The organism is Variovorax sp. H27-G14, assembly GCF_046156345.1.
Taxonomy (GTDB): Bacteria; Pseudomonadota; Gammaproteobacteria; order Burkholderiales; family Burkholderiaceae_C; genus Variovorax.
The window spans coordinates 933,611-952,803 of record NZ_JAYLVN010000001.1 but is presented as its reverse complement, the minus strand read 5'-3'; the positions used below and the strand labels follow the sequence as shown (position 1 = coordinate 952,803).

Below are 19,193 nucleotides of genomic sequence, written 5' to 3'. Positions count from 1 at the left end.
CCGCAGGGCGCCGGGCCCGGCGTCAGCGCGCGCCGAACTGCGCGTGCGCGAACAGGTCCTTGAACTCGCGCGGCTGCGAGCGCCAGTACTGGTGCGGCGCGTTCACCTGCGCGCCCAGCGCGGCCGCGGCATGCCACGGCCAGCGCGGGTCGTACAGCATCGCGCGGGCCAGCGACACCGCGTCGGCCTGTCCGTTGACCAGAATGGCTTCGGCGTGCGCGGGCTCGGTAATGAGGCCCACCGCAATCGTCGGCAGCCCCACCTCGGCCTTCACGCGCTCCGCGAACGGCACCTGGTAGCCCGCGCCCAGCGTGATGGCCTGTTGCGGCGACACGCCGCCGCTGGACACGTGAATGGCCGCGCAGCCACGCGCCTTGAGCGCCTGCGAGAACGCCACCGTGCCGTCCAGGTCCCAGCCGCCCGGCACCCAGTCGCTGGCCGACACGCGCACCCACACCGGCCGCTCGGCGGGAAACTCGGCGCGCACCGCGTCGAACACTTCCAGCGGAAAGCGCATGCGGTTCTCCAGGCTGCCGCCGTACGCGTCGGTGCGGTGGTTGGCGATGGGCGACAGAAACTGGTGCAGCAGGTAGCCGTGCGCCGCATGGATCTCCAGCCCGTCGATGCCCAGCCGCGCCGCGCGCCGCGCCGCCGCCACGAAGGCGTCGCGCACGCGCGCCATGCCGGCGGCGTCGAGCGCAATGGGCGGGTCTTCGTGGGGCGCATGCGGCACGGCGGAGGGCGCGTAGCCTTTCCAGCCCAGGGGCTCGTCGGGGCGAATCTGCGTGCCGCCGTCCCACGGGGCGCGGCTGGAGGCCTTGCGCCCTGCGTGTCCCAGTTGCATGGCGATCTTGATGGGCGAGTGCGCGCGCATGGCGTGCAGCACGCGCGCCAGGCCTTGTTCGTTGGCGTCGGAGTACAGGCCGAGGTCGCCGGGCGAGATGCGCCCTTCGGCCTCCACCGCGGTGGCCTCGATGATCAGCAGCCCGGCGCCCGAGATCGCGAGGTGGCCGAGGTGAATCAGGTGCCAGTCGCCGGGGGTGCCTTCTGTGGCGGAGTACTGGCACATCGGCGCGATCACGATGCGGTTGTCTATTTGCAGTTCACCGAGCCGAAGGGGCTCGAACAGGCGGGGCTTTTGGGTTCTCATGGGGGTGCGGCCTTGCGGGTGCTGTGGTGGCGCGAATTCTGCGGGGTCTGCGCGATATGTGCCGGGGGGCTTGGGGGTGGCCTTGTGTCTCGGAGCGGTATGAGGGGGCGTCTGTTGTTCGTGTGGCTGATGCTGTTCAGGGCGACGTTCAGGGCGACGCTCACGCCGACGGGGTGCCTTGCTCCGCGAATGTCCCCCGGGGCTTCGCCCCTCCTCCTTTATTTCGCTGCGCAAGGCACCCCATCGACGTGAGCGTTTTCAGGGCCGGGGTTGATCGGCGGAACACCTGCAGCGTGCCCAGGTGCACAGGGCGTCGGGTACTCCCCGCAGCGAAATAAAGGAGGAGGCCGCAGGCCGGGGGACATTCGCGGAGGGGAGTACCCGGCGGCCTGTGCACGCGCCCTGAATGACTCCCGCATCCAAGCAACGAACACCAGCCAAAAACTGACCCGAAGCTGACCGAACCACAAGCCACATCCAGCGTTGCAGCGGGGTTACGATCCCCGCCGCCCATGACGCCAAGCCTCCAACGCTTCGCAAGTCATCAACGCTGAAATCGCACCCCCGTCCGGTCTCCTGCCGAAGTTCGTGTGAACCCTGGGTTTGTGGGGTGACACGGCCATGTACGCACTGTCATCATTCGCCGCTGCATGAACCTCGACCCGAACCCTCTCGCCGATCTGTTGAACCGCGCCCGGCACGCCCTGTCGGACCCGGGCGGCGCGCTGCCCGACATGCCCGCGGCCACCGACGATGCAGGGTGCACCGTGCTGCTGGCCCTGGGCGCCAGCGACAGCCGCGCCCGCGTGGTCGTGGGCCACGGCAGCGACATGGCCTCGGCCTGGCGTCGCGCCGCCGATGCCGCGGCGGTGCAGGCCAAGCGCGCACCCAGCCCGCCGCAGCGCCTGCGTGCCGAGCTGGTCGATCGGGTCACGGCCCTGACGTGGGGTGAACTCAAAGCCAGGCTGGCGGGCACCAAACGCAACTATTTCAACGAGGGCATCGCGCTGGACGCGGGCTTCGAGGTGGCGCTGCTCGCGCAGGAAATGCATGGCAGCGCCATCCTCTACAACGGCGACGTCGACCATGCCGAGCCCAACACCGGCAACCTGCGGCTGCACTGCCAGCGCCGCTTCGGGCGCGACATCGACTTTCCTACCGACGACGCGGCGCCGGTGTGGTGCTTCACCACGCGCGCGGTGTACGTCGATACCGTCGATGCAAAGGGCGCGTGGCCGATCACCGCCGAAGGGCAGGCCGCGGGCTTTCGCGAACTGAGCGACTGGCACGCGCCGCAGGTGCATGCGCTGGTCGACGACGCAAGCGCCTACTTGGCCGAGCAGGTCAAGCCCAACGGCGAGTTCCACTACGGCTGGTTTCCGTGCTTCGACCGACCGATTCCCACCTACAACACGCTGCGCCACGCCAGCTCGACCTACGCGATGCTCGAGGCCTGGGAGATCACGCGCGGCAATAGCGGTGCCGACAAGCTCAAGGCCGCCATCGACCGCTCGCTGGCGTTGCTGACGGGCAGCCTCATCCGCCCGGCCAACCTGCCCGACGGCACCCGCGCGGCCTACCTGCTGGACGTGGGCAGCGAGATCAAGCTGGGCGGCAACGCCGTGTGCCTGCTGGCGCTGGTGAAGTACACGGAGCTCACCGGCGACCGCCTGCACCTGCGGCTCATGGAGCAACTGGCGCTGGGCATCCGCCACATGCAGGACGCGCACAGCGGCAGCTTCGTGCATGTGCTGAACGCGCCCGCGCTCGACGTGAAGGACAATTTCCGCGTCATCTACTACGACGGCGAGGCCGCCTTCGGGCTGATGCGGCTGTACGGCCTCACGCGCGACGCGCGCTGGCTTGCGGTGGTCGAAAAAGCCTTCGAGCACTTCATTGCCGCCGAGCACTGGCGCGCACACGACCATTGGCTGAGCTACTGCGTGAACGAGCTCACGCGCTATCGGCCCGAAACGCGCTACTACGAGTTCGGCCTGCGCAATGTGGCGGGCTACCTCGACTTCGTGCTCGAGCGCATCACCACCTTTCCCACGCTGCTGGAGCTGATGATGGCCGCGCGCGAAATGGTGCTGCGCATGGAGGCCGACCCCGCGCTGCAGCCGCTGCTGGCGGGGCTCGACCGCGAGAAGTTCGACCGCGCGCTGGAGTACCGCGCGCGCTACCTCGCCAACGGCCACTTCTGGCCCGAGCTGGCGATGTTCTTTCGCAACCCGGCGCGCATCGCGGGCTCGTTCTTCATCAAGCACCACAGCTTCAGGGTGCGCATCGACGACGTGGAGCACTACCTGTCGGGCTATGTGGCGTACCACCGGATGCTGAAGGAGCAGGACGCACACGACGTACAGCACACCGCCGAGGGCACCCCGGCCACCCCGCTCGCCACCACCGGCGTGGTGGCCTGGGGCGGCGACGTCAACCTCTCGCGCCGCCAGCACTATCGGTTGCACGAACTGGGCGGCGCGCAAAAGATGCTGTGCGACATCGCCGCGCTGCGCGAGGCCGACCTGCGCATCGTCAACCTCGAATGCGTGGTGGCCACCGCGGGCGAGCAGGGCGTGGACAAGGACGAGACCGCGCCGTATTACTACCGGGCACGTCCCGAGATGCTCGCGGTGCTCACCGAGGCCGGCATCGGCATGGTGGCCACCGCCAACAACCACAGCGGCGACTACGGCCCCGATGCGCTCATGGAGCAGCAGGGCCTGCTCGACGCCGCGGGCATCGCCCATGCCGGCACCGGCCGCACGCTGGAAGCCGCGCTGCGCCCCGCGTTGCGCCGCGCCGGTGGCGTGCGCGTGGCGCTGTTTTCTCTCGACGCCACGCAGCCGCGCTTTGCCGCGAGCGCAGAGCGCCCCGGCGCTGCATGGCTGCCGCTGAACGACCCCGCCGCCTGGCACGCCACGCTGGCGCCGCGCATCGAGGCCGCGCGCCGCGAGGCCGACGTGGTGCTGGTGGCCGTGCACTGGGGCGACAACCTGGAGACCGAACCCTCGGCGGCGGAGATTGCGGTGGGCCACGCCATCGTCGATGCGGGCGCCGATGCGGTGCTCGGCACCTCGGCACATGTGCTGCAGGGCATCGAGGTCTACCGCGGCCGGCCTATCCTGCACGACGCGGGCGACCTGCTGTTCGACTCGGTGCGCGACGACCTGGGCGACTCCGGTGTGTTCTCGCTCACGCTGGGGCCGCGCGGTGTCGAGCAGGTGGTGTTCACGCCCATCGGCATCGGCTTCGGTTTCTCGCGGCAGCGCGAAGGCGATGAGGCCGTGGCGCTCAGCGCGCGCTTTGCCGCGCAATGCCGCGCGCTGGGCACCGAGATGACGCCGCTGCCGGGCGGGCGCTGCGCGCTGCGGCTGTCGCCGCCCGAGCGACCCGAGCGGCCCGAGCTGCACGCGGGCCGCGCACTGCTTCGCGCGGAAGTCACGCCACCGGCTTCGCGCCCTGTCCCTGTCGTCGGTCCCGTGCGTGTGCCCCGGCCCGAGTGGACGGTCGACGCAGTGCCAGACGATGCGCACATCACTCCGCTGCAACTGGGCTCGCTGCGGCTCGTGGGCCTGCGCTGTGCGCCGCGTCAGATCGCGGGGCGCCAGCTGCTGTGGGTCGAGTCGTTCTGGACCGCCGATGCGCCGGTGGCGCACGACCTGCGCATTCAGTTCCGCGCGCTGCCGATGCGCAGCACCCGCATGCCCGCCTGGGGCGCCAGCATGGACCACGACCCCTGCGACTGGATGTGGCCCACCAGCCGGTGGGAGCCGGGGCGCATCTACCGCGACCGCTACGGCCTGCGTCCGCCACGCGCCGGCCTGATGACCAGCGACGTGCTGCAGCTCGAAGTGCGCCTGCGCAGCAGCGCGGCCGATGTGGCCGAGCCGCCGCCACGCCGGCTCGCGCTGTGGTGCGGCCTGCGCGTGCCGACGCTGCCCGTGCCACTGCCGCAGCGTCCGGCGCCCGTGCTCGCGGCCGACCGCCCCGGTGCCGCAGCAGGGCCTGAGCCGGTCTGGACCGCCGCGCAACTGCAACAGGCCACGGGCGGTCGGTGGCTGGTCGCGCCGCCGCCGGGCTGGTTCGCCAACGCCGTGGTGCGCGGGCCGACGCACATGGGTCTGCTGCCCAAGCCCGCGCTGTTCATCGCGTCGGACTTCCGCACGCTGGCCGCGCACGAGAACTACAGCAAGCCGCGCACCGACAACTGGGACCGCCACCTCGATCTGCCCGCGCTGCATTCGGCATTGGCCGGCGCGGTGGTCGCGCACCCGGTGGAGGGGCTCGATGCCGCCTTCCCGCTGCTGCAGGTGGCCGACCCCATTGCCGCGATGCTCGCCATGGGCGCCGCCGCGCGCGAGCGCTTCCGGGGCCTGGTGGTGGGCGTCACCGGCACGGTGGGCAAGTCGTCCACCATCGCCATGCTGCGCGACCTGCTGCCCGAGCGCGCGCGCGTGCACACCACCGTCGACAACTACAACTCGCGCGTGGGCGTACCCGCCACGCTGGCCGGCCTGGCGCCCGACGCCGACGTGTGCATCCTCGAAATGGCGCAAAGCGGCCTGTGGATGGACCGCGGCCCCATCTCGCTGATGGCGCGACCGCACGTGGCGCTCATCACCGAGATCGGCCTGTCGCAGACCCGCCAGGCGTCCACGCTGGCGCTCACTGCGGGCTACAAGTCGCGCATCTTTCTAGGGCTGGAGCCGGGCGGCGTGGCCGTCGTGCCCGACCACATTGCCTGCCTGCGCCAGGTGGTGGAGGCCGCGGCCTGCACCGCGGGCGCCATCTGGGTGGTGGGCACCGGGCCCGACGCCAACGTGCGCGTGCTTGAAACCCGCCCCGAGCCCGGCGGCGGTTGCCGCGTGCGCATCGCGGTGCCGGGGCGCGTGCATGAATACCTTTTTCCGGTCGATAGCGCGGGGCTGGTGCGCAACTCGGCATTGGCCTTCGCGGCGCTGCTGGCCATGGGCTTCGACGGCGAGGCCGCATGCGCGCGCATGCCGCAGGTGCGCCTGCCCGCGTCGGTGATGCAGGTGCGCGCGCTGCGCACCCAGGCCGGCGTGCAGGCCACGCTGATCGACGACAGCTGGAACGCCGAGGTCATGTCGATGCGCAATGCCATGGAGTTCGTGCGCACCTACCAGCGCGCGCCGCACGGACCGGTGGTGCGCAAGATCGGCGTGCTGGGGCGCATCGTCAACCTCGACAGCGAGGCCGAAGCCATGCACCGCAGCCTGGCCGCGCCGGTGCTGGCGTCGGGCATCGCGCACCTGGTGACGCATGGCGAAGAGATGCGCTGGCTGCGCGAGGAAATGCCGGCCGGCCTGCTCGGCCCGCACTTCGACGACGCCGCGCAGCTGGCCGCCTACCTGGGCGCCTTTCTGCGCGACGGCGATCTGGTGCTGGTGAAGGGCGACCGCGACCGGTCGGACTTCGGCCACATCCCCGGCCTGCTGGAGCAGCTGTGAGCGCAGCGGCCTTTTTGTCGAGGCACGTGCGCACATCGCGCGCGCTGGCAGTCGCCCGCAGGTGTCTGGCGCGACCTGCGGCGCGAAGCGCCATCGTGCTGCTGGCCCTGGCGCAGGCAGCGTGCGCGCAACGCACCGGCCCCGACGTGCCGCGTGCCTTCGCCGCCAGCAACGACGAGGTGCTGCACTGGAACCAGCCGGCCGAGCGCGCCAACTGCCCCGACCGGCCCGGCTACCTGTGGGTGCAACCGGCGGAAGGGCCGGCCTGCATCCGCTACTTTGCGAGTGGCGACATCGAGGGCGCGCGCATGGCCATCGTGCAGTTCTCGGGCGACCGCGACGGCGTGATGGACCAGGCGCCCGAGCGCATTCCGGGCAACACCGAGGCACTGCGCATGCTCGACGCGCAACGCAGCCGCGACCGCGCCGGCGTGCCCTGGGTGTTCATGGCGCGGCCCGGCACTTATGGCTCGTCGGGCGACCACCGCAAGCGCCGCCAGCTGGTCGAGTTCCATGCGCTGGACGCCGCGCTCGACGCACTCATGCAGCGCCACAAGCTGCAGCGCCTGACCCTCGTGGGCCACAGCGGCGGTGCCACCGCGGGGGCCGCGCTGCTCACGCTGGGGCGCACGCGCGTGGCCTGCGCGGTGCTGACCTCGGGCGCCTACGGCCTGCTGGAGCGCGCGCGCCTGCTGGGCCGCTCGCAGGACGGGCGCACCGACACCACCGGCAGCACGCAGTTCTACGACCCGCTCGACCATGTGAACGGCATCGTGCGCGACCCGGCGCGGCGCATCGTGCTGATCGGCAATCGCGACGACCGCAACACGCCCTTTGCGCTGCAGCAGCGCTTTGCCGACGCAGTGGCCAAGGCGGGCCACCGCATCGAGCTGCGCACCCACGCGGCCGAGCCGCCCGAATTTCACGACCTCAAAGACCGCGTGGCATTGCTCACCGCGTCGCAGTGCGCGCGCGAGGCGATGCTGCCTTGAGGCCGGCTCACCACGCAACACCCGCAGTCCAAGCAGAACCCACCGTACGAAAAGCACACGCAGGAGCGCCATGACCAGCACCATCACCTCGCGCGAGTTCGGCCTCATGCCGGACGGCCGCGTCGTCACCGAACACACCCTGGACAACGGCCACGGCCTGAGCCTGAGCGTCATCAACCTCGGGGGCATCGTCACCGCGCTGCGCGTGCCCGACCGCCACGGGCAGGCCGCGAACGTGGTGCTGGGCCTGCCCACGCTGGCCGACTACCTCAAGCCGCATCCGCACTTTGGCGCCATCGTCGGGCGGCATGCCAACCGCATTGCAGCAGGGCGCTTCACGCTCGACGGCGTGACGCACCAGCTGGGGCTGAACAACGGCGTCAACGCGCTGCACGGCGGCGCCACCGGTTTCGCCAGGCGCTACTGGGAGGCGGTGCCGCTGTCGGCCGACGAGTCGGGCAGCGACGTGGCCATTGCGCTGCACTACACCAGCGCCGACGGCGAAGAGGGCTACCCCGGCGAGCTGCAGCTCGCGGTGCGCTATACGCTGGCCGCGCAGGCCAACACCTGGCGCATCGACTACAGCGCCGTCACCGACAAACCCACGGTCGTCAACCTGAGCCACCACGGCTACTTCAACCTGGCGGGCAGCGGCTCGGTGATGGACCACCGGCTCACGCTGCCGGCCAGCCGGTACTGCCCGGTCGACGACACGCTGATTCCGACCGGGCTGGCCGACGTGGCCGGCACGCCCTTCGACTTTCGGGCGGCCACGCGCATCGGCGAGCGCATTCGCCAGGGCCATGAGCAGCTGATGCGCGCGCACGGCTACGACCACAACTGGGCGCTCGACCGAACGCACAGCGCCGATGGTCTCGCGCTGGCGGCGCGGCTGGAGCACGAGGCCACGGGCCGCGTGATGGAGGTGCACACCAGCGAGCCGGGCGTGCAGTTCTACTCGGGCAACTTTCTCGATGGCAGCCTGTTCGGCAGCGCGGGCGCCAGCCTGCGGCAGGGCGACGGGCTGTGCCTGGAAACGCAGCACTTTCCTGATTCGCCCAACCAGCCGGCCTTTCCGTCGACGGTGCTGCGCCCGGGGGAGCGATTTCACAGCGCGACGGAGCACCGCTTCGGCGTGCTTTCTTGATGCGGGCGACGGAGCACCGCTTCGGCGTGCTTCCTTGATGCGGGCGGGCCTAATGGCTCAGGCCACGGGCCGGCGGTAGGCCGTGTCGTTGCGGTACTCGCCGGGCGTCACGCCCTTGAGCCGGCGAAAGTGGCGGTTGAAGTTGGAGATGTTGTTGAAGCCCACCAAGTAGCAGATGCTGGAGATCTGCTGGCGCCCATCGCGCAGCAGCTGACAGGCCTCGCCGATGCGCGCGCGCGTCACGAACTCGGTGAAGGTGTGGCCGGTGGTGCGCCGGAAGAAGCGCGAGAACGCGCCCTTGCTCATGCCCGCGAGCGTGCTCACGCTGTCCAGTGACAGCTCCTGCGCGCAGTGCGCGTGGATGTGGGCGAGCACCTTCTCGATCTGGCGCGGCTGCGCGGTGCGGTTCGGCGCAGTGGCGGTGGCGCACAGTGGGCGGCACGCGGGCCAGTGCGCCAGATCGTTCAGCAGCCCGGCGAAATCCGCGAAGCGCGCCAGGCCCGACAGCGCCTGCATGCGGTGGATGCGCTGGCGCACGTCGTCGCCGGTGTTCAAAAACTCGATGCCGTGCCGTGCGCGCTCCAGGAAACGCATGGCGCCCTGCAGCTCGGGGAACAGCTCGGTGGCCTTGCGCAGCGTGCTTTCCTTGAACTGCACTGCCAGGCTGCGCAGCGCCACGCCCTGCGCGGGCAGGTCGGTCGACACGAAGTTGTGCGGCACCCGCGGCCCGATGAGCACCAGAAAGCCCGGCGCAAAGCTGGCGATGTCGTCGCCGATGTAGGCCTTGCCGTGGGTCGCCACGATCAGGTGCAGCTCGTAGTCGTCGTGGTAGTGCCAGCGCTCGTGCGCGGAGGGTGCGCCGTGCGCCTGGCAGCGCACCAGGTTCGCGGGCGCGAAGGCGCTCCCGGGTTCGGGGTCGCGCAGGGTGTCGTCTTCGAACTCGGCGCCGCGCGGGTCGGGCGACGGAAAGCGGGGCGGGGGTGAGTGGGGGGAGGGCTGCTGCTGGAACATCGGCGGAGCAGATTATTTCAATAAAGCAAACGTTTGCGCAAACGATTGCTCATCGGGTTTTACCCTGACGCGCAACGCACCGGAGCGGCGAAAAAACCGCCCGGTGCAACTGTCTTTCTCAGCCCGCGAACAGCGCCGCCGGCACGCCCGGGCTGTCGATGCGCACCTTGAAGAGCCCACCGGCCAGCGGCTCGGCGGCCTGCTGCTCGGGCGTGAGGCCGTTGCGCGCGGTGGTGATGTACAGCGTGCGCAGGTCGGCGTCGCCGAAGGCGCAGTCGGTCACATGGCTCGCGGGCAGCGCGATGCGGCACAGCTCCACGGCGCTCACCGGGTCGTGGCAGGTGACGCAGGCGCCGCCCCAGTGGCAGATCCACAGGCGCCCGGCGGCGTCGGTGGTCATGCCGTCGGGCAGTCCGTCGGGCTTGGGGAAACGGTGCCACACGCGGCGGTTGGACACGGTGCCGGCGTGCATGTCGAAGTCGTAGGCGTACAGGCGGTTGAGCACCGTGTTGTTGAAGTACATGGTGCGCCCGTCGAGCGACCAGGTCGGCCCGTTGGTCACCTCGAAGCCGTCGTCGTGCCGGGTGCAGCGGCCGTCGGCGTCGTAGCGGTACAGCGCGCCGGTGGGCGCCTTGCAGTCGAAGTCCATGCTGCCGGCCCAGAAGCGGCCGCGGCTGTCGCACTTGCCGTCGTTGAAGCGGTTGCCGGTGCGTTCGGTTTCGGGCTGGTGCAGGTAGCGCGGTTTGGCACTGTCACCGGACGTGCCGGACGTGCCGGACGCCGTCGTGTCGAACAGCGCGAAGCCGCGCCGCAAGGTGATGAACAGGCCCGGTGCGTTGGCGCGCTCCGCAATGGCGGTGATCTCTTCATCGAACGCCCAGCTGCGTTGCGCACCGGTGGCGGGGTCGAGTCGGAACAGGCGCGGCGTGAGGATGTCGATCCAGTAAAGCGCCTGTTCGCGCACCGACCACAGCGTGCCTTCGCCCAGGTTGGCGCCGGCGGGCCAGATGCATTCGGCGGGCCCTGCCACGGTGGGTGCCGGCAGCAAGGGAGGTGTGTTTGTCTCTTGTTCGTTCATGGTTGTCTCCTTGACGCGGCGGATCGTATCAAGGCATATTGATAACGGAAATTGAAAATTAATGCATCAATTGATATGCGTTTTGCAATGTCATGAGATGTGCACTCTGGAGACTTTTCTTGAATTCCCCCCAGCTTTCGGTTTATCCCAGCCTCAAGGGCCGCACGGTGTTCGTCACCGGGGGCGGCAGCGGCATTGGCGCGGCCATCGTGGCGGCGTTTGCGGCGCAGGGCGCGCGCGTGGCCTTCATCGACATCGCGGCCGAGGCGAGCGCCGCGCTCGTTCAGCAGATTGCCGACGCCGGCCATGCCGCGCCGTGGTGGCGCGCCTGCGACGTGCGCGACATTGCCGCGCTGCAGCAAGCCATGGCCGACGCAGCCGCCGAGTGCGGCGACTTCGCGGTGCTGGTGAACAACGTGGCCAGCGACGACCGCCATACGCTCGAATCGGTCACGCCTGCGTACTACGACAACCGCATGGCCATCAACGAGCGGCCGGCGCTGTTCGCCATTCAGTCGGTGGTGCCGGGCATGAAGCGCCTGGGCTTCGGCTCGGTGGTCAACCTGGGCTCCACCGGCTGGCAGACCAAGGGCGCGGGCTACCCCTGCTACGCCATTGCCAAGTCGTCGGTGAACGGCCTCACGCGCGGGCTGGCGGTCGACCTGGGCCGCGACCGCATCCGCATCAACACCGTGTCGCCGGGTTGGGTGATGACCGAACGGCAGGTGGCGCTGTGGCTCGATGCGGAGGGCGAGAAGTCGCTGCAGCGCAACCAGTGTCTGCCCGACAAGCTGATGCCCGAAGACATCGCGCGCATGGTGCTGTTCCTGGCGTCGGACGACGCGAAGATGTGCACTGCGCAGGAGTTCACGGTGGACGCGGGCTGGACCTGATCAATCGATCTCGAGCTTGCGTCCGTACACGCTCATGCTCGCGGTCTTCAGCGCCTTCATCATCACCTTGGCCGCGGGCGACAGCAGCCGGTCGGTGCGCGTGATGATGCCGAAGGCGTCCATGTGGCAGGGCATGTCCAGCGGCAGCAGCGACACGATGCCGTGCGACGCGTAGTAGCGCGCCACGTCGGTCGCCAGCACCGCCACCATGTCGCTCTGCTGCAGCATGCGCGTGATGAACAGCAGCGCGGAGCTTTCGATGGTGTTGCTCGGCGGGGCCAGGCCCACCTCCTGGAACATCAGCTCGAAGCGGTGGCGCAGCACGCTGCCAGAGGGCGGCACGATCCAGCCTGCGCTCACCACGTCGCGCAGCGTGAGGTTGCTCACGCCCAGCAGCGGATGGCCGGGGCGCACCAGCGCGCACACGGGCTCTTCGGTAAGGGCCTCGTAGCGCAGCTGCGACTTGTCGTGCTCGGCGAACAGCCGCGCCACCAGGATGTCGAGCTTGCCCTGCTCCAGCCGCTCGATCAGCACCGGGCTGGTCTCGATCTCCAGTGACACGCGCAGGTCAGGCTGCTCGCGCTTGACCATGGCCACGGCCGGCGGCATCAGCGTGAGCCCCGGCGCGGTGATGGCGCCCACGCTCACCTGGCCGAAGCGCCCGGCCTTCAGCGCGGTGAGCTCGTCGTGCGCCTGGTTCAGGCTGGCCAGGGCCACGCGGGCGTGGCGGATCATGGTTTCGCCGTACCAGGTGGGGCGCATGCCGCGCGGCAGCCGGTCGAACAGCGGCACCTCCAGCACGTCCTCCAGGTCCTTCAGCAGCTTGGAGGCGGCGGGCTGCGTCATGTTGAGCACCTGCGCGGCGCGGTGGATGTTGCCTTCCTCCGCCAGTGCGACCAGCAACAGCAGTTGCCGGGTCTTCAGGCGGGCGCGGATGAACCAGTGGTTGTAGTTGGTCATTTCTATGGAAACGAAGGACTGATGGGGTTTTCCAGAATGCGGCGATCGATATGCATTTTGCGTAAAAAACGATTGGATCGATATCAATTTCGTTTCTAGACTGCTGCACATTCGATAACAACAGAGACAAGGTCCGCGCCCGGTGATTCACGGCGAGATCCATCAGAACGTGCGGCAGTACATCAACGGCCGCTGGGAAACCAGCGCGACCACCGGTGTCAGCGTCAACCCCTCGGACACCAGCGAAGTGGTGGCCGAGTACGCACGGGCCGACCGCCGCCAGGCCGACATTGCCATTCGCGCCGCCACCGAGGCCTTCGCGCACTGGAGCCACAGCACGCCGCAGCGCCGTGCCGACGTGCTCGACCGCATCGGCGCCGAGCTGCTCGCCCGCAAGGACGACCTGGGCCTGCTGCTGGCGCGTGAAGAGGGCAAGACGCTGCCCGAGGCCGTGGCCGAAGTGGCGCGCGCCGGCCAGGTCTTCAAGTTCTTTGCCGGCGAAGCCATCCGCGGCGGTGCCGGTAGCGGTGGGGGCGAGAACCTGGCCTCGGTGCGCGCGGGTGTGCAGATCGATGTCACGCGCGAACCGGTGGGCGTGGTCGGGGTCATCACGCCGTGGAACTCGCCCTTCGTCATTCCCGCCTGGAAGATCGCGCCCGCACTGGCCCATGGCAACAGCGTGGTGTTCAAGCCCGCCGAGCTGGTGCCGGCCTGCGGCTGGGCGCTGGCCGAAATCATCAGCCGCGCCGCCTTGCCGGCCGGCACCTTCAACCTGCTGATGGGCAGCGGCCGCGAAGTGGGGCAGGCGCTGGTCGACAGCCCGCTGGTCGATGCGCTGAGCTTCACCGGCTCGGCCGCCAACGGCGAGCGCGTGCTGCAGGCGGTCGGCCTGCGGCGCGCCAAGGTGCAGCTGGAAACGGGCGGCAAGAACGCGCTGGTGGTGCTGGCCGACGCCGACCTCGACCGCGCCGTCGATTGCGCGGTGCAGGGCGCTTACTTTTCCGCCGGCCAGCGCTGCACCGCGTCGAGCCGGCTCATCGTCGAGTCCGCCGTGCACGACGCCTTCGTCGCCAAGCTGCGCCAGCGCCTCAAGGCACTGACCATCGGCCATGCGCTGGAGCGCGGTGTGGACATTGGCCCGGTGGCGGACGAAGAGCGCCTGGCGCAGAACCTGGCCTGGGTCGGCATTGCGCGCAACGAGGGCGCGGAGCATGTGTGGGGCGGCGAGGCGCTGGAGCGCGCCACCACCGGCCACTACATGAGCCCCGCGCTGTTTCTGGCCAAGCCCGCGCACCGCATTGCGCGCGAAGAAATCTTCGGCCCCCTGGCCTGCGTGCTGCGCGCCGACGACTACGACGAAGCGCTGGCGCTGTGCAACGACACGCCCTTCGGCCTGTGCGCGGGCATCTGCACCAACTCGCTGAAGCACGCCATGCATTTCAGGCGCCATGCCGTGGTCGGCATGACGATGGTCAATCTGCCGACCGCGGGGGTGGACTTTCATGTGCCCTTCGGCGGCCGCAAGGGGTCGGGCTACGGGCCGCGCGAACAAGGGCGCCATGCCGCGGAGTTCTACACGACGGTCAAGACCGGCTACATGCTGGCCTGACCGGACGGGGTTTCATCGACAGCCAACCAGCAAGTCCTCAACACATCAAGAAGGAGACATCCCATGACCATGAATCGCCGCACCCTCCATACCGCGCTCGCCGCCGCTGCTTTGGGCAGCATGCTGCCCGTGTCCGTCTTCGCCCAGAAGAAGCTCGTGCTGGGCTTTGCCCAGGTGGGCGCCGAGAGCGAATGGCGCACCGCCAACACCGAGTCGATCAAGTCGTCCGCCAAGGACGCGGGCATCGAGCTGAAGTTCTCCGACGCGCAGCAGAAGCAGGAGAACCAGATCAAGGCCATTCGCTCCTACATTGCGCAGAAGGTCGACGTGATCGCCTTCTCGCCGGTGGTCGAGTCGGGCTGGGAAACCGTGCTGCGCGAGGCCAAGGCCGCCAAGATTCCGGTGGTGCTGACCGACCGCTCGGTGAGCACCAAGGACGACACGCTCTACGTGACCTTCATGGGCTCCGACTTCACCGAGGAAGGCCGCAAGGCGGGCCGCTGGCTGGTCGAAAAGATGAAGGACCAGAAGGGCGACGTCAACATCGTCGAACTGCAGGGCACCGTGGGCTCCGCGCCGGCCATCGACCGCAAGAAGGGTTTCGAGGAAATCATCAAGGCCGACCCCAAGTTCAAGATCGTGCGCTCGCAGACCGGCGACTTCACGCGCGCCAAGGGCAAGGAAGTGATGGAAGCCTTTTTGAAGGCCGACGGCAAGAAGATCAACGTGCTGTTCGCGCACAACGACGACATGGCCATCGGCGCGATCCAGGCCATTGAAGAGGCGGGCCTGAAGCCTGCCAAGGACATCACCATCATCTCCATCGACGGGGTGAAGGGCGCCTTCGAAGCCATGATCGCCGGCAAGCTCAACGTGTCGGTGGAGTGCAGCCCGCTGCTCGGGCCGCAGCTGATGCAGGCGGTGAAGGACATCAAGGACGGCAAGACGCTGCCCAAGCGCATCGTGACCGTGGAGAGCATCTTCCCGATGGAAGTTGCCGCCAAGGAATTCCCCAATCGCAAGTACTGAGAGCACACCCATGAAACGCAACCTCCTCAAGGCAACGCTCGCGGGCGTCGCGCTGGCCATCGTGGGCTTCACGCCGCTGGCCAATGCACAGGACAAGGGCCTGATCGCCATCTCCATGCCGACCAAGTCGTCGGCGCGCTGGATTGCCGACGGCGCCAACATGGTTCAGTACTTCAAGGACAAGGGCTACAAGACCGACCTGCAGTACGCGGACGACGACATTCCCAACCAGCTCGCGCAGATCGAGAACATGGTGACCAAGGGCTCCAAGGTGCTGGTGATCGCGGCCATCGACGGCACCACGCTGTCCGACGTGCTGCAAAAGGCCGCCGACAAGGGCGTGAAGGTCATCGCGTACGACCGGCTCATCAAGGGCTCGAAGAACGTCGACTACTACGCCACCTTCGACAACTTTCAGGTCGGCGTGCTGCAGGCGCAGTCGATAGAAAAGGCGCTCGACCTGAAGGGCGGCAAGGGGCCGTTCAACATCGAGCTGTTCGGCGGCTCGCCGGACGACAACAACGCCTTCTTCTTCTACAACGGCGCGCTCTCGGTGCTGAAGCCGTACATCGACAGCGGCAAGCTGGTGGTGCGCAGCAAGCAGATGGGCATGGACAAGGTCGGCACGCTGCGCTGGGACGGCGCGGTGGCGCAGGCGCGCATGGACAACCTGCTGTCGGCCTACTACACCAAGAACCGGGTGGACGCGGTGCTGTCGCCGTACGACGGGCTGTCCATCGGCATTCTGTCGTCGCTCAAGGGCGTGGGCTACGGCTCGGCCTCGCAGCCGATGCCCATCGTCTCCGGCCAGGACGCCGAGGTGCCTTCGGTGAAGTCCATCCTGCGCAAGGAGCAGACCTCGACCGTGTTCAAGGACACGCGTGAACTGGCCAAGGTGACGGTGGCCATGGCCGACGCCATGCTCTCGGGCAAGACACCCGAGGTGAACGACACCAAGACCTACAACAACGGCATCAAGGTGGTGCCGTCTTACCTGCTCAAGCCGGTGAGCGTGGACGCCTCGAACTGGAAGGTGGTGCTCATCGACAGCGGCTACTATAAGGAAAGCCAGGTCAAGTGAGCAGCGATGCCCGCACCGCCGATGCCGGCGCCATCCTCGCGATGCGCGGCATCACCAAGACCTTTCCCGGCGTGAAGGCGCTGAGCAACGTCAACCTCAGCGTGCGCGCCGGCGAGATACATGCCGTGGTGGGCGAGAACGGCGCGGGCAAGTCGACGCTGATGAAGGTGCTGAGCGGCGTGTACCCGTGCGACTCGTACACCGGGGACATTCAGTTCGAGGGCGAGGTGCGCCGCTTCAAGGGCATTGCCGACAGCGAGGCGCTGGGCATCATCATCATTCACCAGGAGCTGGCGCTGGTGCCGCTGCTGTCGATTGCCGAGAACATCTTTCTGGGCAACGAGATTGCGCACGGCGGCGTGATCGACTGGTTTGCCGCCTATGCAAAAACGCGCGAGCTTCTGGCCAAGGTGGGCCTGAACGAGCCGCCCACCACGCTGGTGACCGACCTGGGCGTGGGCAAGCAGCAGCTGGTGGAAATTGCCAAGGCGCTGGCCAAGCAGGTGAAGCTGCTCATTCTGGACGAGCCCACCGCGAGCCTGAACGAGAAGGACAGCGACGCGCTGCTCATGCTGCTGCTGGCGCTCAAGCGCCAGGGCATTGCGTCGATCCTCATCTCGCACAAGCTCAATGAAATTGCCAAGGTGGCCGACGCGGTGACGGTGCTGCGCGACGGCGCCACCGTGGAAAGCATCGACTGCCGCAACCAGCCCATCAGCGAGGACCGCATCATTCGCGGCATGGTGGGCCGCGACATGGAACACCGCTACCCGCAGCGCACGCCGAAAATCGGCCAGACGGTGCTGGAGGTGCGCGACTGGCGCGTGCACCACGCGCTGCATGCCGACCGCGAGCAGATCAAAGGCGTGAGCCTGCATGTGCGCCAGGGCGAGATCGTCGGCATTGCCGGCCTCATGGGCGCGGGCCGCACCGAGCTGGCCATGAGCGTGTTCGGCAAGTCCTACGGCCAGCGCATCAGCGGCTCGGTGCTTATGCACGGCAAGCCGGTGGACGTGAGCACCGTGCGCAAGGCCATCGACCACGGCCTTGCTTATGTCACCGAAGACCGCAAGGGCCTGGGGCTGGTGCTGGAAGAAGACATTCGCAAGAACATCAGCCTGGCCAACCTGGACGCTGTTTCCGAGCGCGCGGTGATCGACACCGGGCGCGAATTCAAGGTGGCCAACGACTACCGCAAGGCGCTGAACATCCGTTGCTCGGGTGTGGAGCAGCTGGTGGTCAATCTGTCGGGCGGCAACCAGCAGAAGGTGGTGTTGAGCAAGTGGCTCTTCACCCAGCCCGAACTGCTGATGCTCGACGAGCCCACGCGCGGTATCGACGTGGGCGCCAAGTACGAGATCTACACCATCATCGACCAGCTCGCGAGCGAGGGCAAAGGCATTCTCATGATCTCTTCCGAACTGCCCGAGTTGCTGGGCATGTGCGACCGCATCTATGTGATGAACGAGGGGCGCTTCGTGGCCGAGTTCACGGCGGCCGAGGCCACGCAGGAACGCATCATGCACGCCATCGTGAGCGCAGGGAGCACCGTTCATGTCGCAGCCTGAAGCCAACGCGGTGAAGCCCGCGCTGCCCTTGGCGGAAGGCCCGAAGCTGCATGCCGGCTTCCTGAAGAACAACCTGCGCGAGTACGGCATGCTGATCTCGCTGGTCGCGATCATGGTGCTGTTTCAGGTGCTGACCGACGGCACGCTGCTGCGCCCGCTGAACCTCACCAACCTGCTGCTGCAGAACAGCTACGTGGTCATCATGGCGCTGGGCATGCTGCTGGTGATCGTGGCCGGCCACATCGACCTGTCGGTGGGCTCGGTGTGCGGCTTCATCGGCGCGCTGGCGGCGGTGCTGATGGTGGAGTACGAGTGGCACTTCGTGCCCACCGCCATCGTGAGCATCCTGGCGGGCGCGCTCATTGGCGCGGCGCAGGGCTGGTTCGTGGCATTTAGAAAGATACCGTCGTTCATCGTCACGCTCGCGGGCATGCTGGTGTTCAAGGGGCTCACGCTGGCGCTGCTGGCGGGGCAGTCGGTGGGGCCGTTCCCTGAAGCCTTTCAGCGGCTGAGCTCGGGCTTCATTCCCGATCCGCTCGGCGGTGAAACTCTGCGCACCACCTCGCTGGTGGTCGGCGCGCTGGCCGCCGTGGCGCTGGTGTTCTTCAAGCTGCGCGGTCGCGCCAAGCTCAAGGCGCATGGCATGGAGCAGGAGCCGTACGCCTTCTTCCTGGTGAAGAACCTGTTCTTCGCGGCCATCATCCTGTTCTTCAGCTATCTGCTCTCGACCTACAAGGGCCTGCCCAACGTGCTGATCGTGATGGCGGTGCTGATCGTGGTGTACGACTTCGTCACCAACCGCACCACCATCGGGCGGCGCATTTATGCGCTGGGCGGCAACGAGAAGGCGGCGCGGCTGTCGGGCGTGAAGACGCAGCGCCTGGCTTTTCTCACCTTCGTGAACATGGGTGCGCTGGCGGCCCTGGCCGGCCTGGTGTTCGCCGCGCGGCTGAACACGGCCACGCCCAAGGCGGGCCTGGGCTTCGAGCTGGACGTGATTGCCGCCTGCTTCATCGGCGGTGCGTCGGCCTCGGGCGGCGTGGGCCGGGTGATGGGCGCGGTCATCGGCGCTTTCATCATGGGCGTGATGAACAACGGCATGTCGATCGTGGGCATCGGCATCGACTACCAGCAGGTCATCAAGGGCCTGGTGCTGCTGGCGGCGGTGTTCATCGACGTTTACAACAAGAACAAGTAGCAG

General features: G+C 68.2%; 13 protein-coding genes. 9 read left to right on the top strand and 4 right to left on the bottom strand.

Translation table 11 applies throughout. The features are described from left to right. Positions 1-22: 22 nt before the first annotated feature. Complete coding sequence (locus VLK31_RS04415) at positions 23-1,150, bottom strand: NADH:flavin oxidoreductase/NADH oxidase (protein ID WP_409167142.1); 1,128 nt, start codon at positions 1,148-1,150, stop codon at positions 23-25. 650 nt (positions 1,151-1,800) lie between these two features. Between VLK31_RS04415 and VLK31_RS04410 the strand changes: the two genes are divergently transcribed. From VLK31_RS04410 to VLK31_RS04400, 3 genes are all read left to right on the top strand, one after another. After that, a complete protein-coding gene (locus tag VLK31_RS04410; RefSeq protein WP_409167141.1) occupies positions 1,801-6,624 on the top strand; it encodes a CapA family protein in 4,824 nt (1,607 codons plus the stop codon). Between the two features lie 95 nt (positions 6,625-6,719). Then, complete coding sequence (locus VLK31_RS04405; protein ID WP_409167140.1) at positions 6,720-7,616, top strand: alpha/beta hydrolase family protein; 897 nt, start codon at positions 6,720-6,722, stop codon at positions 7,614-7,616. Between the two features lie 70 nt (positions 7,617-7,686). Next, entirely contained in the window at positions 7,687-8,763 is a 1,077-nt protein-coding gene (locus VLK31_RS04400; protein ID WP_409167139.1) for an aldose epimerase family protein, read from the top strand. A gap of 57 nt (positions 8,764-8,820) precedes the next feature. Here VLK31_RS04400 and VLK31_RS04395 read toward each other — a convergent pair whose 3' ends face one another. Next, positions 8,821-9,774 (bottom strand): AraC family transcriptional regulator, encoded by a 954-nt coding sequence (locus VLK31_RS04395; RefSeq protein WP_409167138.1) that lies wholly within the window; start codon positions 9,772-9,774, stop codon positions 8,821-8,823. A gap of 118 nt (positions 9,775-9,892) precedes the next feature. Next, positions 9,893-10,852: an SMP-30/gluconolactonase/LRE family protein gene (locus tag VLK31_RS04390; RefSeq protein ID WP_409167137.1), complete on the bottom strand. Its 960-nt coding sequence runs from the start codon at positions 10,850-10,852 to the stop codon at positions 9,893-9,895. A gap of 119 nt (positions 10,853-10,971) precedes the next feature. Here VLK31_RS04390 and VLK31_RS04385 point away from each other — a divergent pair, with 119 nt between their 5' ends. Next, the gene (locus VLK31_RS04385) at positions 10,972-11,745 is read left to right on the top strand and encodes an SDR family NAD(P)-dependent oxidoreductase (RefSeq protein ID WP_409167136.1); all 774 of its coding nucleotides are present in this window, start codon (positions 10,972-10,974) and stop codon (positions 11,743-11,745) included. Here VLK31_RS04385 and VLK31_RS04380 read toward each other — a convergent pair whose 3' ends face one another. After that, entirely contained in the window at positions 11,746-12,705 is a 960-nt protein-coding gene (locus VLK31_RS04380) for a LysR family transcriptional regulator (RefSeq protein WP_409167135.1), read from the bottom strand. 142 nt (positions 12,706-12,847) lie between these two features. Here VLK31_RS04380 and VLK31_RS04375 point away from each other — a divergent pair, with 142 nt between their 5' ends. The 5 genes from VLK31_RS04375 (at position 12,848) to mmsB (ending at position 19,190) form a co-directional block, all read left to right on the top strand. Next, positions 12,848-14,314, top strand: a complete 1,467-nt coding sequence (locus tag VLK31_RS04375; protein WP_409167134.1) for an aldehyde dehydrogenase family protein — start codon at positions 12,848-12,850, stop codon at positions 14,312-14,314. 63 nt (positions 14,315-14,377) lie between these two features. Continuing rightward, entirely contained in the window at positions 14,378-15,343 is a 966-nt protein-coding gene (locus tag VLK31_RS04370; protein ID WP_409167133.1) for an ABC transporter substrate-binding protein, read from the top strand. 10 nt (positions 15,344-15,353) lie between these two features. Further along, positions 15,354-16,424: a multiple monosaccharide ABC transporter substrate-binding protein gene (gene chvE, locus VLK31_RS04365; protein ID WP_409167132.1), complete on the top strand. Its 1,071-nt coding sequence runs from the start codon at positions 15,354-15,356 to the stop codon at positions 16,422-16,424. 41 nt (positions 16,425-16,465) lie between these two features. After that, positions 16,466-17,992 (top strand): multiple monosaccharide ABC transporter ATP-binding protein, encoded by a 1,527-nt coding sequence (mmsA, locus tag VLK31_RS04360; RefSeq protein WP_409167364.1) that lies wholly within the window; start codon positions 16,466-16,468, stop codon positions 17,990-17,992. Further along, a complete protein-coding gene (gene mmsB / locus VLK31_RS04355; RefSeq protein ID WP_409167131.1) occupies positions 17,979-19,190 on the top strand; it encodes a multiple monosaccharide ABC transporter permease in 1,212 nt (403 codons plus the stop codon). Before mmsA ends, mmsB begins: the two co-directional genes overlap by 14 nt. Positions 19,191-19,193 lie beyond the last annotated feature (3 nt).

What these genes read in the sequence shown, in the direction of transcription:
- VLK31_RS04415 (WP_409167142.1), bottom strand. Translation starts at nt 1,150, where the DNA reads ATGAGAACCCAAAAGCCCCGCCTGTTCGAGCCCCTTCGGCTCGGTGAA.
- VLK31_RS04410 (WP_409167141.1), top strand. Translation starts at nt 1,801, where the DNA reads ATGAACCTCGACCCGAACCCTCTCGCCGATCTGTTGAACCGCGCCCGG.
- VLK31_RS04400 (WP_409167139.1), top strand. Translation starts at nt 7,687, where the DNA reads ATGACCAGCACCATCACCTCGCGCGAGTTCGGCCTCATGCCGGACGGC.
- VLK31_RS04395 (WP_409167138.1), bottom strand. Translation starts at nt 9,774, where the DNA reads ATGTTCCAGCAGCAGCCCTCCCCCCACTCACCCCCGCCCCGCTTTCCG.
- VLK31_RS04390 (WP_409167137.1), bottom strand. Translation starts at nt 10,852, where the DNA reads ATGAACGAACAAGAGACAAACACACCTCCCTTGCTGCCGGCACCCACC.
- VLK31_RS04380 (WP_409167135.1), bottom strand. Translation starts at nt 12,705, where the DNA reads ATGACCAACTACAACCACTGGTTCATCCGCGCCCGCCTGAAGACCCGG.
- VLK31_RS04370 (WP_409167133.1), top strand. Translation starts at nt 14,378, where the DNA reads ATGACCATGAATCGCCGCACCCTCCATACCGCGCTCGCCGCCGCTGCT.
- chvE (WP_409167132.1), top strand. Translation starts at nt 15,354, where the DNA reads ATGAAACGCAACCTCCTCAAGGCAACGCTCGCGGGCGTCGCGCTGGCC.
- mmsA (WP_409167364.1), top strand. Translation starts at nt 16,466, where the DNA reads ATGCGCGGCATCACCAAGACCTTTCCCGGCGTGAAGGCGCTGAGCAAC.
- mmsB (WP_409167131.1), top strand. Translation starts at nt 17,979, where the DNA reads ATGTCGCAGCCTGAAGCCAACGCGGTGAAGCCCGCGCTGCCCTTGGCG.